The 14,773-nt window shown below is 70.0% G+C and carries 12 protein-coding genes; 2 read left to right on the top strand and 10 right to left on the bottom strand.

Annotated features, from left to right (window positions below):
• Nucleotides 1-97: 97 nt before the first annotated feature.
• Nucleotides 98-1,063 (bottom strand): zinc-binding alcohol dehydrogenase family protein, encoded by a 966-nt coding sequence (locus ACK41C_RS07335; RefSeq protein ID WP_409652173.1) that lies wholly within the window; start codon nt 1,061-1,063, stop codon nt 98-100.
• A gap of 157 nt (nt 1,064-1,220) precedes the next feature.
• Between ACK41C_RS07335 and ACK41C_RS07330 the strand changes: the two genes are divergently transcribed.
• The gene (locus ACK41C_RS07330; protein ID WP_409652170.1) at nt 1,221-2,870 is read left to right on the top strand and encodes an alpha/beta fold hydrolase; all 1,650 of its coding nucleotides are present in this window, start codon (nt 1,221-1,223) and stop codon (nt 2,868-2,870) included.
• On the opposite strand, the gene ACK41C_RS07325 is transcribed toward ACK41C_RS07330, so the two are convergent.
• From ACK41C_RS07325 to ACK41C_RS07295, 7 genes are all read right to left on the bottom strand, one after another.
• Entirely contained in the window at nt 2,871-3,020 is a 150-nt protein-coding gene (locus ACK41C_RS07325) for a hypothetical protein (protein WP_409652168.1), read from the bottom strand.
• 354 nt (nt 3,021-3,374) lie between these two features.
• Nucleotides 3,375-4,538 (bottom strand): DegT/DnrJ/EryC1/StrS family aminotransferase, encoded by a 1,164-nt coding sequence (locus ACK41C_RS07320; protein ID WP_409652165.1) that lies wholly within the window; start codon nt 4,536-4,538, stop codon nt 3,375-3,377.
• A gap of 93 nt (nt 4,539-4,631) precedes the next feature.
• Nucleotides 4,632-6,218 carry an AMP-binding protein gene (locus ACK41C_RS07315; protein WP_409652162.1) on the bottom strand — a complete coding sequence of 529 codons (1,587 nt, stop codon included), beginning with the start codon at nt 6,216-6,218 and terminating at the stop codon, nt 4,632-4,634.
• A gap of 212 nt (nt 6,219-6,430) precedes the next feature.
• The gene (locus ACK41C_RS07310) at nt 6,431-7,255 is read right to left on the bottom strand and encodes a PIG-L deacetylase family protein (RefSeq protein ID WP_409652159.1); all 825 of its coding nucleotides are present in this window, start codon (nt 7,253-7,255) and stop codon (nt 6,431-6,433) included.
• Nucleotides 7,252-8,268 carry a serine hydrolase domain-containing protein gene (locus tag ACK41C_RS07305; protein WP_409652156.1) on the bottom strand — a complete coding sequence of 339 codons (1,017 nt, stop codon included), beginning with the start codon at nt 8,266-8,268 and terminating at the stop codon, nt 7,252-7,254. Before ACK41C_RS07305 ends, ACK41C_RS07310 begins: the two co-directional genes overlap by 4 nt.
• A gap of 43 nt (nt 8,269-8,311) precedes the next feature.
• Nucleotides 8,312-11,410, bottom strand: a complete 3,099-nt coding sequence (locus tag ACK41C_RS07300) for an efflux RND transporter permease subunit (protein ID WP_409652153.1) — start codon at nt 11,408-11,410, stop codon at nt 8,312-8,314.
• The gene (locus tag ACK41C_RS07295; protein ID WP_409652150.1) at nt 11,407-12,507 is read right to left on the bottom strand and encodes an efflux RND transporter periplasmic adaptor subunit; all 1,101 of its coding nucleotides are present in this window, start codon (nt 12,505-12,507) and stop codon (nt 11,407-11,409) included. The genes ACK41C_RS07300 and ACK41C_RS07295 overlap by 4 nt, the downstream gene beginning before the upstream one ends.
• A gap of 92 nt (nt 12,508-12,599) precedes the next feature.
• On the opposite strand from ACK41C_RS07295, the gene ACK41C_RS07290 reads away from it, so the two are divergent.
• Nucleotides 12,600-13,238, top strand: a complete 639-nt coding sequence (locus ACK41C_RS07290) for a TetR/AcrR family transcriptional regulator (RefSeq protein ID WP_409652147.1) — start codon at nt 12,600-12,602, stop codon at nt 13,236-13,238.
• Between the two features lie 329 nt (nt 13,239-13,567).
• On the opposite strand, the gene ACK41C_RS07285 is transcribed toward ACK41C_RS07290, so the two are convergent.
• Nucleotides 13,568-13,873 (bottom strand): TonB family protein, encoded by a 306-nt coding sequence (locus ACK41C_RS07285; RefSeq protein WP_409652144.1) that lies wholly within the window; start codon nt 13,871-13,873, stop codon nt 13,568-13,570.
• A gap of 161 nt (nt 13,874-14,034) precedes the next feature.
• On the bottom strand, nt 14,035-14,754 hold the full coding sequence (locus ACK41C_RS07280) for a DUF6624 domain-containing protein (protein WP_409652141.1): 720 nt from the start codon (nt 14,752-14,754) through the stop codon (nt 14,035-14,037).
• Nucleotides 14,755-14,773: the final 19 nt, after the last annotated feature.

Below are 14,773 nucleotides of genomic sequence, written 5' to 3'. Positions count from 1 at the left end.
TCACCCCGGCGAAGGCCGGGGCTCAGGTGACCCGCGCTGCCCCCCGATGAATTTGGTCCCGGCGTCCGCTGGGATGAGCGGCGGCGGATGCTCGGTGCTACGGAACCATCACCACCCGCCCGACGGCGGCGCGGCTTTCGATATAGGCGTGGGCGGCGGCGGCTTCGGCGAGGGGGAAGACGCGGTCGACGACCACTTCCAGCTCGCCGCGGGCGGCCTGCTCGATCAGGTTCTGGATGTTGTCGTGCACCCGGTCGGTCATGATCTCCGCGCCCAGGAAGACGCCCGAGAGGGTGCGGTTTCCGCCCATCATCGAGCCCACGTCCACCACCATCGGCTCTCGGCCGGCGGCGCCGACCATGGAGACCCGGCCGCGATAGGCGAGCGCGTTGATCGAGCCCTGGAGGGTGGAGCCGCCGACGGAATCGACGACGACATTGACGCCCTTGTTGTCGGTCAGGCGCTTGACCTCGGTCACCACGTCCTTGTCCCGGTAGTTGATCCCGTGGTCGAGGCCGAGCGGCTTCAGACGCTCCAGCCGCTCGTCCGACGAGGCGGTGGCGAGGACGAGCGAAGCGCCGGCCTTCTTGGCGAGTTGGATGGCGGCGACGCCGACGCCGCTGGCGCCGGCCTGAACCAGGACGGTCTCGCCGGCCTTCATGCGCCCGAACTCGAACAGGCAGTCATGGGCGGTGCCGAAGGTGACCGGGATGGCCGCCGCCTTCTTGACGTCGAACCCATGGGGGATCGGCCAGCAGTTGCGGGCCGGGACCGAACGCAGCTCCGCATGGCTGCCCCAGTTGTTGACCGTGGCGACCTTCTGGCCGACGCGCAGATGGGTGACTTCGGCGCCCACCTCGACGATCTCGCCGGCGGCCTGGTAGCCGACCACATGCGGGTTGGTCATCAGCGGGCCGCGCCAGCGGTTCAGGGTGTCGCCGCCTTCGATGGCGATGGCCTCGACCTTGATGATCACGCCCTTGGGATGGCACTGGGGATCGGGAAGGTCCTCGTAGCGTAGGACCTCGGGGCCGCCGTTCTCGTAATAGACCGCCGCCTTCATGCGCCTTCTCCCATATGACTTAAACAATCGTTTGAGGGGCAAGTCCTCCCACGCCGCCGCTGCTGACGCAAGGGGAGGACGGCGATGCTTTCCGCAAGAGCCGCCGCAGGGTTAAGCTGGATTAAGGCGCGATTCCCCCAGCGCCGCGGCTCGATCCATGGACCGTCCCAAAGACGACAACGTCTCACTCGTCATCGAAACCATGTACCGGGTCGCGGCCGATCCCGAAGCGTGGGAGCAACTGATCGACGCCCTGGCCGAGGGCGGGATGGAGCCGCCGCCCGGGGCCGCGAGCCGGCTTGCACGCTCCGAGGAGATCGCCCGGCTGGCGAGCCGCCCCGACGAAGGCCCGTCGCCCGGCGCAGGCCGCGCCGACCTTGGCTGGGTGGTGTTCGGCGCCGGCCGGCGGGTGGTGGCGGCCAGTCCCGCCGCATCAGCGATCCTGGCCGACGGTCTGGGGCGGCTCGAGATCGGGCGCGATCTCATCCTCGATGACGCCGGCAACGCCGAGGCCCTGCGCCGGGCGCTGGAACGGGTGCGCGCCGACGACCGCGGCCAGGCGATCCTGAAGCTCGAGCGCGAGGCGGAGGAAGGCCCCCGGTTCGCCTATGTGGTTCCGGCGCGCGTCCTGCCCGGGCTGACAGGCGCCCTGCCGCCGGACGAAGGCGCCCTCGCCCTGATCTTCCCGGCGGCCGAGGAGGCGGGGCGGCTCTGGTCCTCCATCCGCGAGAGCTTCGGACTGACGGCCGCGGAGGTGCGTCTGGCGCGGAAGCTGCGCGACGGCCGCTCGCTGAAGGAGGCGGCGGACGAACTGGAGGTCAGCATCAACACCGTCCGCAATCAGCTGCGCGCGGTGTTCGAGAAGATGGGGCTGAAGCGGCAGAGCGACCTCGTACGCGCCCTGGCCGAGCTTTCCTCCGTCGCCGGCGCCCTGGACGCCGCCGGGGCCGGAGCGCCGCCGGTGCAGCATGTGATCCTTCCAGACGGGCGGCGGCTCGCCTATCGCGACTACGGCACGCCCGCGGGCCGCCCCGTCCTCTGGTTTCACGAAGGCCTGGGCTCCTCCCTGCTGCCGCCGGAGGCGCCGGCGCTGGCGCGAAGCCTGGGCTTGCGGATCGTAGCCGCCGAGCGGCCGGGCTTCGGCCAGTCCGACGCCCACCCCGGCTACGGCTTCGAGGCGGTGGCGGAGGACATGACCATCCTCTGCGACCGGCTGGGCCTTTCCGAGGTGCGCCTCGCCGCAGTCCTCTCCGGCGCGCCTTCGGCCCTGCACACGGCGGCGAAGCTCGGCGCCCGCGCCCGCGCCCTCCACCTCTATTCCGGCCGCGCGCCTCGTCCGACCTCGGCGGGCTTCCGCAATCCGCTGACCCTGTTCCGTGAGCGGATCGAAAACAATCCGTGGGTGGTCGAGACCTTCTTCGGCGTGCTGCGCCTGCGGCTGTCGCCGGGCCTGGCGGCCAGGCTCGTCCGGCGCTCCATCGCCCACGCTCCCGCCGACCAGGCCTTCGTCGCCGAGCGCCCGGAGGTGACCGACTTCATCGCCGCCTCGGCGGCCGAGGCCCTGGCGCGTTCGGTGCGGGGGCCGGCCGACGAGATCCGCGCCTTCCGTCGCGCCGACGGAAGCCATCCGCCCCATCTGTCGGCGCCGGTGGTCGTCTGGCACGGAGAGGAGGACGTCTTCTCGCCCCTTCCCCAGCTTCAGGCCTATCTGGGCGCGCTTCCCTACGAACTGCGCCTCCTGCCCGGCGTCGGCCATCTGCTGGCGTTCCGGCGCATGGAGGAGACGATGCGCGCCTTGGCGGCCTGATCAACCGGCCCGCTCCAGCTCCCGACGGCCATAGATGAAGGTCTCCACGAAGTCCCAGAGCTCGGCCGCCTCCACCGAGCGGCCGGTCTCCAGCGCGGTCTGATAGGCGGCGCGCGCCCGCAGCACGGCCGGAATCACCGGCAGGCGCATGAGCAGCAGCGCCTCCAGCGCCCGCTTGACCGTGACAGCCGTTCGACAAGCTTGGCCGCATAGTCCGTTTGCGTCATGCGCGCCGGCTGTGGCCCGGGCAATCTGGCGTCGTCGAAGATGCTGACGAGGCTTCACTCCCCCATGCGTAACGGTCCCCCGACCTCGCATTCGCCGTCCGCCGCCCTCGCACGGGCGGCGGCGGACGGCCGGCTCGGCTTCCATTTCGAGAAGGGCTGCTAGGCGCCAGCCTCCGGCGCGGTTCGCCGCACCAGGAAGGGCCGGGCTTGGGGGAGTTCCGGCCCTGCGCCTGCTGCGGACGCGGCCCCCCCCGGGCCGCGTCCGTTTGCCCTGCGCTCAGCTGTTGCGCTTGGCGTAGGCGCTGACGGCGGTGATCACCTGGTCCTGGTCCTCGGGCGTCAGATAGGCGTGCATCGGCAGGCTGATCACCTTGCCGGCCTTGGCCTCCGTGACCGACAGCCCGCCCGGCGTCGGATAGGCCGAATAGACACCCTGCTTGTGGATCGGGATCGGATAATAGACCGCGGTCGGAACCTGCTGTTCGCGCAGGTGGGCGGCCAGGCCGTCGCGATCTTCCGTTTCGATGGTGTATTGCGCCCAGACCGAGACGCCGCCTTCGATCACCTTCGGCGTCGCCACCACGTCGCTTAGGCCCTCGGCGTAGCGTTGGGCGACGAGGTTCCGGGCCTGGATCTCGTCGGGGAAGATCCTGAGCTTCTCCAGCAGCACCGCGGCCTGGATCGTGTCCATCCGGCTGTTCATGCCGACGCGCATGTTCAGGTACTTGGGGTCGTGCTCGAAGGTGCGGCCTTCCAGGTCCGACTTCACCGCCTGGCCATGCACCCGCAGCGAAACCAGCAGGTCGTGCAGGCGCGCATCCTTGCAGAGCACCGCTCCGCCGTCGCCGTAGCAGCCCAGCGGCTTGGCCGGGAAGAAGGAGGTGGTGGTGGCGTCGGCCCAGTGCAGCGGGTGCTTGCCGGCCAGCGTACAGCCGAACCCCTGGGCGGAATCGGAGATCAGCTTCAGGCCGTGCTTCCGCGCCACCGCGGCGATGGCCGGATAGTCGGCCGGCTGGCCGAACAGGTCGACGGCGATCACCGCCTTGGGCGTCAGCTTCCCCTCCGCCTTCACCGCCGCGATGGCGGCGTCCAGCCTGGCGGGATCGAGGTTGTAGGTATCGGGCAGGATGTCGACGAAGACCGGCGAGGCGCCCACCAGCGGCATCACTTCCGCCGTCGCGGCGAAGGTGAAGGAGGGGCAGAAGACAGCATCCCCCGGCCCGATCTCCCAGGCCATCAGCACCAGCTGCAGCGCCTCGGTCCCCGAGCCGCAGGAGAGGACGAACGGCGCCTCTCCGAACTCGCCCAGGGCGGCCTCGAAGGCGGCGATCTCCGGCCCCATGATGTAGGCGCCGGAGCGGACGACCTTGAGGATCGCATCCTCCAGCGCCTGGCCGAGGCGGGCCCTCTGGGCCTGGAGATCGATGAACGGAATGGGCATGGCGTGCGAAACCCCGGGGCGTGAAGCGGCGCGCTTCATGCCACGGGGAGTCTAGCCAAGCCAAACACGCTTGGTGACTGATTTTTGCGGGGACTAGATCTGCCGGGCCCGGCCTTCCCAATAGGGGGCGCGGACCTTGTTGCGCTGGATCTTGCCGGCTTCGGAGCGTGGCAACTCGGTCACGAAGTCGAGGCTGCGCGGAACCTTGAAGCCGGGCAGGTTGGCGCGGCCGAACTCCAGGATCTCCTGAGCGAGCTCTTCCGACGGCTCGTAACCGGGCTTCAGCAGGATCACCGCCTTGACCTGTTCGCCCCATTCGTCGTGCGGCACGCCCACCGTGGCGCTGTCGGCCACCGCCGGGTGCTTGATCAGCTCGTTATCCACTTCCTGCGGATAGATGTTCACCCCGCCGGAGATGATGGTCTCGGCGTTGCGGCCGGTGAGGAAGAGATAGCCGTCCTCGTCGAAATAGCCGACGTCGCCCATGGTGAAATAGTCGCCCACCCTGTTGGCCTGGGTCTTGGCCTCGTCCTTGTAGTAGGTGAAGCCGCCGCCCGGCGGGAGCTGGTGGTAGATGGTCCCGGCCACGCCCGGCGGGCACTCGTTCCCGCTCTCGTCGAGGATCTTCGAGCCCAGCAGGGCTGGCCGCTTGCCGACGCTGCCCGGCTTCTGCAGCCACTCCTCGGAGGTGATGGTGAAGCCCGCGCCGCCTTCGGAGCCGGCATAGTACTCCGAGAGCACCGGGCCGAACCACTCGATCATGGCCATCTTGACCTCCGGCGGGCAGGGCGCCGCGCCGTGGACGATGTACTTCACGTGGCTGACGTCGTAGCGGGCCTTTACCTCGTCCGGCAGGGCCAGCAGCCGCTGGAACATGATCGGCACGAGATGGAAGTGGGTGACCTTCTTCTCCGCGATGGTGCGCAGCACCAGCTCGGAGTCCCACTTGTCGATGAAGACCAGCGGCACGCCCGCGCCCATCGCCGCGCGCACGTCGAAGGCCAACGGCGCCGCATGATAGGCCGGGCCGGCGCACATCTGCACCGAGGTCTCCGGGTCATAGCCGCGCAGCGCGTACATGTTCTGCGGCGTGACCACCGGCGCCGGGCGGAACACGCCCTTGGGCCGGCCGGTGGTGCCGGAGGTGTACATCATCTGGTTGCCGAGCACCGGGTCGGGGATGTCGCTGCCGTCGAGCGGCGCGAGCGTCGCGTCATAGTCCTCGAAGCCGTCGATGGCGCCGCCGACCGCCAGCTTCACGGCGAGGTTGGGGCACTGGGCCGCCGCCGGGCCCACGGTCGCGACACGGGCCTCGCCCACCAGCGCCTTGGCCTCGCAATCCTGGATGATGTAGGCGATCTCGTCGGCGGTCAGGTGCCAGTTCACCGGCGTGATACGAATGCCGGTGCGCAGGGTCGCGGAGAGCACTTCGATGAACTCGGCTCGGTTGGAACAGACCAGGGCCAGGGAATCGCCGGCCTTCAGCCCACGCTGGCGCAGGAGGCGGGCCAGCCTGTTGGCGTTGGCGTTGACCTCGCCGAAGGTCTTGGTGCGGCCCGAGGGATCGTGGACCGCGACGGCGTCGGGCTTCACCTTCGCCCACACCGCCATGGTCATGCCGACGGTCGAAGCTTGCGACAGGGCTTCGTCGAGCGAAACGCGCTCTTTCAAATCTTCCATCAAATTCCTCCCGCCGCCGGTCCGCGGAAGCGCAAGCCGGCGCTTTCTATGGTTCGGAACGGCGTAGGTTCGGCCGGTCGCGCCAGGCGAAATAGCCTGGGCGGGGTCGGTCGCTTCCGCTCCGGAACCCCAACATGACAGGCGCAGCGCCGCCCGACAACGCCGGGCGCGATCCAAACGCGGACCGGATCGCCTCTTGGTCCCGGTAGGTCTCAGCGCTCCAGCGCCAGGTGGAAATATTCCCGGTCGAAAAGTCGGTAGTAGAGCCAGGCCGGGACGCGATCGTAATAGGGCTGGACGTCGGCGATGATCTTCGCCTGAGAGGTGTGGGCGTCCAGCAGGCGCCGTTTGGCCGTCGCCTGGCTTGAGATGCGCACCGCCACGTCGGGCGCCGGCAGGCCGCGCTCCGGCTCGGTGGGATAGTGGTCGCGGAAGGCCTGGACGAGCTTCAGCGCCAGCGCGATCAGCGCCCTGGGCAGGGTCGCCTGCCAGAGCCGGCGCACGCTTCCGGGGTTTTCCTCCACGACCTCACGCAACCAGCGGCCGGCCTTCACATGATCCGGATGACCATAGAAGCCCACCTTCTCATCGAAGCCGATGACGAGGTCCGGCGACACCTCGGCGATCTTGCGGGCGATGGCGGCCTTGGGCGCGACAGGGTCGAGGGCCGAGAGCCCGCCGTCGGGAAAGGCCAGCACCTCCACCGATCGGACGCCGAGAACCTCGCCCGCGGCCTGGGCTTCGCCGCGGCGAACCTCGGCCAGCTCTTCCGGAGAATAGCCGGTGTCCCGCGCCGCCTCGCCTGCGGTCAGGTAGAGCAGGTGCACCTCGGCCCCGGCGCGAGCCATGGCCGCCAGGGTTCCGGCGCAGGTGATCTCGTCGTCGGGATGAGCCCAGACCGCCAGCACGCGGCGCGGAGCACCCGGCGGGAAGAGGTTGGCGACGACCGGCACGTCTTCGTCGTTGAGCTTGCCGCGCAGATAGAGGAAGCCGCCGAGCCCCGCCGCCCCGGCCAGCAGCAGCGGCGCCCAGATCACCGGAAGGTCTCCGCCAGCTGTCCCACCCAGACCTTCAGTGCGTCCTTCTTGTCCAGCGGCGTGGCCCCGTGGCGGACGAGCACAAGGTCGAGATCCGGCGCCAGCACGGTGTATTGGCCGTCATAGCCGTTGGCGGAAAACGAACCCTCGCCGGCGATGTCCAGCCACCAATGCGCGCCGTACCGGCCCTCCGTCACCCCCGGCTGCTGCGGCGTGGGGGTGCGGGCATAATCCACCCAGCCCTCCGGAAGCAGTCGGCGGCCCTCCCAGACCCCGTCGCGCAGGTAGAGCAGGCCGAACCGGGCGAAATCGCGGGCCGTCGCGAAACAGAAGGAGGAGCCGATGAAGGTGCCGGCCGCGTCGAACTTGGGGATCGGGCTCTTCATCCCCAGCGGATCGAACAGCCGCGCCTGCATGAAGCTGCGCATGTCGCCGGCCGCCTCCCCGGCCAGTCGCGCGACGATGTTGCTGGTTCCGCTGGCGTAGGACCACCAGCTCCCCGGGGCGTGCTCCAGGGGCAAGCTGGCGGCGAAATGGGCCACGTCGTCCTTGCCCGGTCCGAACAGCATGGCGATCACGTCGGAGGGATGGTCGGGCACATAGTCCTCGACGAACCTCAGGCCGCTGGACATGCGCAGCAGGTGATCGAGCGTGATCGCCTGGCGCGGATCGTCCGCGCCCTGCCATTCCGGAACGGCTGCGGGGCGCGAGACGTCCAGCTTGCCGTCGCCCACCAGAAGGCCGACCAGGGCCTGGGTGATGCTCTTGGCTTTCGACCAGGAGGGATAGGTCTTCTCCGGCCCGTACCCCTCGCCATAGCGTTCGAAGACGATGCGTCCTTCCTGGACGATCAGCAGAGCGTGGGTCTCGCCGAAGGCGTCGGTCTCGAAGGCCTGCGCGACCAGGGCGTCGAAGACGGGGCGGTCCAGGGCGCCAGGCAGGTCGCCGAGGGGCCATTCGTCGGTGGGCCAGGGCGTGCCGGCGGGCTGGGCGGGAAGCGGCGGAAGGCTCATGGCCGAAGCTTGGCCCGGGCCGCACGCCGCGTCCAGCCGCGGCTCAGGCGGCCCGCGGCTCCGGCTCCAGGGCGGCCGGGGCCGAGGCGTGCGCGCGCCGTTCCTCGCCGCGCGACAGCAGCCAGTAGGTGACCGGCGTCGCCACCCGGCTGAGCAGGGTCGAGGTGACCAGGCCGCCGATGATGGCGATGGCCAGCGGCGAATAGAGGCCCGATCCCTCCAGGGCGAGCGGCGTCAGGCCGCCGATGGCGGTGACCGAGGTCAGCAGCACCGGCAGGAACCGCACCTCGCCCGCGCGTTCGATCGCTTCGCGCAAGGCGACGCCCTGGCGGCGCAGTTGTTCGGTGAAGTCGACCAGCAGGATCGAGTTCTTGATCTCGATGCCGATGAGGGCGATCAGGCCGATGGTGGCGGTGAAGGAGAGCGAATTTCCGGTCAGCCACAGGGCCGTCACCGCTCCGAACAGGCCGAGCGGGATCACGCCGGCCACCACCACGGCGGTGCGGAACTTGCCGAACTCCAGGACCAGGACGGCCAGTATGCCGAACACCGCCACCAGCACCGCCGCGCCCAGGCCTGCGAAGCTCTCAGACTGCGCTTCCGCCTGGCCCCCGAACGAGAGGCGGTAGCCCGGCGGCAGCTCCAGCTCGCGTTCCAGCCGGGCGCGGGCTTCCTCGGTGACCTTGGAGGTGAGGAAGCCGGTCCGCACCTGGGCCGTCACCGTGACCGTCCGCTCCCGGTCGTAACGGGTGATCTGGGCGGGGCTTGCGGTGAACCTCGGCTGGGCGAGCGCGCTCAGCGGCGCGGCCTGTCCGCTTTGCGTCGGCACATAAACTTGTGAAAGCGCCGAAAGCTCGTTGCGCTCGCCCATCGGCAGGCGCACCCGCACCGGATAGTCGTCGCCGTCGGGATCGCGGAAGCGCGCCGTCTCCTCGCCCGACAGGGCCAGCCGCGCCGTGCGGCGCACGGCGCCGGCCGGAGCGCCGAGAGCGGCGGCCTTGGCCTCGTCGATACCAAGGTCGAGGTCGGTGCGGTCGAGCCGCATGGGATTGGCCACGTCGCGCGTCCCCGGCGTCGCCTTCAGGATGCGCTCTGCCCGCGCCGCCAGGCTCTTCAGAACCTCCAGGTTGTCGCCGGTCAGGCGCACGGCCACCGGCGCCTCCAGGGGCGGCCCGTTCTCGAAGACGATCAGGCTGATCCGCGCGCCGGGATAGGCGGCGAAGTCCTCGCGCAGCCGGTCCAGCACCTTGGGGCTCTCCCCCGGCTCCCAGGCCTTCAGGGAGGCGAACACTTCGGCATAGCTGGTCTGGGTCTCGCGCTGGGCCTGGTTATAGAAGATCTGCGGATTGCCGCGGCCGAGGTTGGCGGCGACCCATTCCACCTTCGGCTCGGCGGTCAGGCGCTTTTCCACATAGCGAAGGGCCTGGTCCGTGCGGGCGAGCGAGGAGCCGTCGGCGGTCTCCACCCGCACCAGGAACTGCGGCGTCTCGGCGGGAGGGAACAGGCTCGAGCCGATCGCCCCCAGCATCGGGATCGTGGTGGCGCAGATCGCCGCAATGATCGCCAGGGCCGCCCAGGGCCGCGCCAGCGCCCGGTGCAGCAGCGGCGAATAGAACCGGTGGATCGCCCCGTTCACCGCCCGGAAGACGCGGTTGCCCTCCGGATCCTCGTGGCGCGACAGCATGCGGCTGGCGAGGAAGGGAATGATGGTCAGGGCCACGATCAGGGAAGCTGCCACCGTGCAGAGCACCGTCACCGGCAGGGAGCGGATATAGGCCCCCGAGCCGCCGGGCAGGGCGAGCAGCGGCAGGAAGGCGAACATCAGGGTCGCCGTGCAGCCCAGCACCGCAAGCGTGATCTGCCGCGTCCCTGCAATGGCCGCCTGCACCCGATCGGCTCCCTCGCGCAGGTGCCGGGCGATGTTCTCCACCACCACGATGGAATCATCCACGAGCAGCCCCAGCGCCAGGACAAAGCCGGCGATGGCCAACTGATTGACGGTGAAGCCGAGCGCCTGGATGGCCGCCAATCCCATGAGCAGCGAGAGCGGGATCGACATCATCACCACCCCGCTGGCGCGCAGGCCGAGCGGCAGCAGCGTGATGGTCACCAGCGCCAGGGCCAGACCGAAGTCGCGGAACAGGCGCGAAAGCCGGTGCTCCACGTTCTTCGCCTGGGCGAAGGCGCGTTCCAGCTTCACGCCGGCCGGCAGGGTCTTTTCGAAATCGGCCAGCGCCGCCTCCACCCCCGCCGTGACCTTGGCGATGTCCGCGCCGTCCTTCTGATTGACGGTGACGAACACCGCGCGACGACCGTTGAAACGGGTCAGGTGCTGGGCTTCCGCCTCGGCCCAGGAGACCTCGGCCACGTCACGCACGCGGACCACCTGCCCGCCCTGGCGGCGCACCGGCGTGTCGGCCACGGTGGAGAGGTCGCGGAAGGCGCCGCCCGCCTTGACGTTGAACCGCCGCTCGCCCGCATGCACCGCGCCCACCGGCGCCTCGGCGCCTGCCGCCCGCAGGGCGTCGGCCACCACCGTCGGCGGCAGTTGCAGGGCCGCGAGCTTCGGCAGGTCCAGCGCCACCCGCACCTCCGCAGGCGTGGCGCCCCAGTAGCGGGCCTCCCGCACGCCGGCCACGCGGTCCAGCCGCTCGCGCAGGCGGTCGGCCTGCTTCTCCAGCCGTCGCATCGGCAGATGGTCGCTGACGAGCGCAACCTGGACCACCGCCACCTCGGTCGTCCGCACCCGGCGAACCTCCAGCCGGGTCAGGCCCTGAGGGAGGTTGGCGCGCAAGGCGTTCACTTCGCGTACGACCTCGTCGTACTTGCGCTCCGGATTGACGCTCCAGTCGAACTCGACGCTGACCACCGCCGCGCCGTCGAGGCTGGTTGAGGAGATGTCGGCCACGTCGTCGAGGCCGGCCAGGACGTCCTCGATCGGGTCGGCGACCAGTTGCTCCATCTCCGCCGGCTCGGCGCCCGGCAGCACGGCGCGAACCACGACCACCGGAATCGGGAAGTGCGGATCCTCCGAACGCGGCGTCGTCGCCAGCGCATTGATTCCGAGCAGCGCCAGAAGGCCGAAGGCGACCAGGGTGAACTGCCAGTTGCGAACGGAGAAGGCGGCGATGTCGAACCTCATTGGGCGGCCGCCTTGGCATCCAGGCTGGCGGTCAGGCGGGACGGATCGACCACCCGGACCTTCTCGCCGTCTCCGACGAAGCCGGCCCCGGCGGTGATCACCCGCGCGCCGCGCGCCAGCCCCTCGACCAGCGCCTCGTCGCCGTCGAAGCCGCCGAAGCTCACCGCCCGGCGCCGCGCGGTTCCGTTCTCGACGACGAGCACGAAGGCGCGCGTCCCGTCAGCCTCCAGGATCGCCTCGGCGGGTACGCGGGCATAGGCGGGGCCAGCCTGGGGCGCGACGGCGAGCTCCACCGACGCGGCCTGACCGCTGAAAAGGGCGGCGACGGAGGGCAACTCGATCTCGACCTCCACCGCGCCGGTCTGCGCCCCAGCCCGGGCGCCGATCCGCGCCACGCGCGCCGAGATCGGCTCGGCCAGGCCTTCGACCCGCACGGTCGCCGGCTGGCCGATGCGCACGCGAGGGGCGTCGCGGTCCGCCAGGGGCGCACGCAGGATCAGGGGACTTGTCTCATCGGCGATGCGCAGCACCGCCTGACCGGGCTGGACCACCTCGCCGGCCTGGGCCACCCGCTGCAGCACCACCCCGTCGGCGGGAGATGAGAGCGTCGCCCAGCGCCGGTCGAAGGCGGCCGCCCGGGCGGCGGCTTCCGCCGCCTTCACCGCACTGCGCCGGTCGTCCAGGCGCTGGCGGCTGACGAAGCCCTGGGCGAACAGCGCCTCGTCGCGCGCAAGGTCGCGCCGCGCGCGCTCCAGCTCGGCGTCGGCGCGGGTCTCGGCCGCGGCGACGCCCGTGGGATCCAGCCGGGCCAGCACCTGGCCAGCCCGCACCCGTTCCCCGTCGTCGGCGGAAAGCTGCACGATCACGCCCGGAATCCGGAAGGAGAGCGTCATCTCCCGCCCCCGCTCCAGCAAGCCTGTGGCGGTCAGGGCGGCGGCGGCGGCGGGCGCCTGCACGGCCACGGCCTCCACGGCGGGCGGCGGGGCCTCGGCGACCGGCGAGTCCCCGGAGGTGCAGGCGGCGGCGGCCAGGGTCAGGGCCGCCGCCGCCGTTCCCGACGCAAGGCGGCGCGATGTTGGGAGACGCCGTCCGAGCATGGGTTGTCCTTCTTTTCCGATCGGTGATAGGTAATCAGTGATAGATAATCACCGATTGTCAAGCGCGGGCCTCTCATGACAGGCATGCAGGAATGAATGAGCCCGGCCGGCGCTCGCCGCGAAAACCCAAGGGCCAGGGGGCGGAACGCCGCGAAGAGATTCTGGCCGCCGCCCTGAGGCTGTTCACCGAACATGGCGTGGCCAACGTTTCCACGCGCCAGATCGCCCGGGCCGTGGGCGTCTCCCAGCCGACGCTCTACGCCTATTTTCCGACCAAGGACGATATCGGCCGCGAGCTGCACGGCCGCGCCTTCGCCCTGCTCGCCGCCCGCCTCGCCGACGGCGACGGGGGTCCCGTCGAAACGCCGGCCTGTATGGCGCGGATGCTGCGCATCTATGTGGACTTCGGGCTGGAGAACCCGGACATGTACAAGATCGCCTTCATGTCCGAAGGCGCCCAGGCCCGCGCCCTATGGCGGCCCCAGGACATCGCGCTGTCGCCCGCCACCCAGTCCACCTATGGCGTGCTGCGCGGCGAGATCGCCAAGCTCCACGCGCGCGGCCTGACCATCCCCATCGATGTGGAAACCCTGACTCAAAGCGTCTGGTTCTCCATGCATGGCCTGGTCTCCCTGATCATCGCCAAACCCGCCTTTCCGTGGGTGGAGCGGGAGCACCTGATCGAAAGCCACCTCGCCATCGTCGCCCGCGGGGTGTGGAAGCAGGGCTAGGGCTCGAAGTTGCGAGGCTGCCCGCCGACAACCTCTATTGGTCAGGGCCGCAAGCGGGCTCAACGGCGCGCTCGCCCGGCTCGATGATCGGCTCCCAGACCTGCTCGAGCGCCTCCCGCTGCGCGAGCTCAGCCTCCCGGAGGCTTCGCTCTTCTGCCTCGTCGAACACCTCGCCTTCCGCCGCACGCTGGAAACGGCGGAGTCTGAAGCCCTGACGGCGTGCGCCCAGACGTTCCCCCAGCGCCCTTCGACCCTGGCGACGACCTACGGCTTCGATAGGCGGGCGGATCTTCCGCGGTAATGTGAGCGATAGAAGCCCCCTGCAATCTTCACTTCGCCCGCTCGAATGGAACAACGAACTGCTGAGCCCGGCCTGCCTCATGAGGCGCTTCAGCGAGGATTCGCCGGTTTCGAGCCAAGGCCAGAGCAGCTTCTCCAAAGAAGAAGCCTTTCGGCGACTCCGATACGATCTTGCAGCGCTGAAGCTCGCCACCGTCCGACACGAAGCACGCAATAACGGCTTGCCCGTCCTTGCGATATCGCACCGCTTTTTCAGGATAGAAGGGGCCGGCAGGACCGAGCCGCTGAAGCGATTTCTCGGCTCCCGGCAGCGGCCGGAACACGACTGCAGCCACAGGCGCCGCCTCCTCCTCCGTAGCCGCACAAGTCGGCACAAATCCGAAGCCGAAAGCAAGAATGGCGCAGCCAACCCGCAACATCATGGCGCGAAGCTAGGCTGCTGAAATGGACTCGTAAATCGCTCCTCGACCACATCTGCCGCGTATTGCTCGCCGCCTCAGTCCATCTTCATCTCCGGCGGCGGCGGAGAACGCGTCTGGGGACAGGGCGGCGCGGCCTCCATCCGGGCCTTGTTCTCCGCGAAGCTCCAGCCGAAGCCGATCTCGGCGCGCAGCGCTTCGACCCGCGCCGGCTCCTCCAACGGGTAGGGCCGCCACTTGCCGCCGTCGCAGCGGAACTGGCTGCCATAGCGCTGTGGACGTCCTTCGGAGATCGCCACGCGGTCGAACATCATGCCGAAGCTCTGGCCGTCCACTTCGCCGACCCGGACCAGCCCCTCCAGCACGGGCAGGAAGCGGCGCTGCAGGTCCGGCCCGGCATGCTGCACGATGTGGAAGGCCGCCCGCGAGGCCTTCTCGCCATAGCGGCTGCGGAGGAACCAGCCCTCCGCGGGCAGCAGCTTCAGGAGTTCGGCCTGGTTCGCCTCGTCCGTCGCCTCCATCGGGGCGACAGCCGCCCGGAGCACCGCCTCCCGCTCGACCGAGGGAATGGTGGAGAAATCGAAGCTGGTCACCACCCGCCGCGGCGCCTGATCCAGCTCGCCCAGCCGCACCAACCGCTCGGCGTCATCCTGCGGCGGAGGCGACTGCGCATGCTGCGCCCGCACCTCGTCCAGGGAAGCCTGCACCGCTGCGATGAGCGCTCGTCCTTCGGGGGAGAAGGCGTCGGGCGCGCCACCGGCGGCCAGGAGCATCCACATGATCGCAGCCATCGCCATGAGGCGGGTTCCTTTCGTG

Source organism: Phenylobacterium sp., assembly GCF_046290725.1.
Classification (GTDB): Bacteria; Pseudomonadota; Alphaproteobacteria; order Caulobacterales; family Caulobacteraceae; genus Phenylobacterium.
The sequence above is the reverse complement of the archived record's forward strand: the minus strand, read 5'-3'. Positions and strand labels throughout refer to the sequence as shown.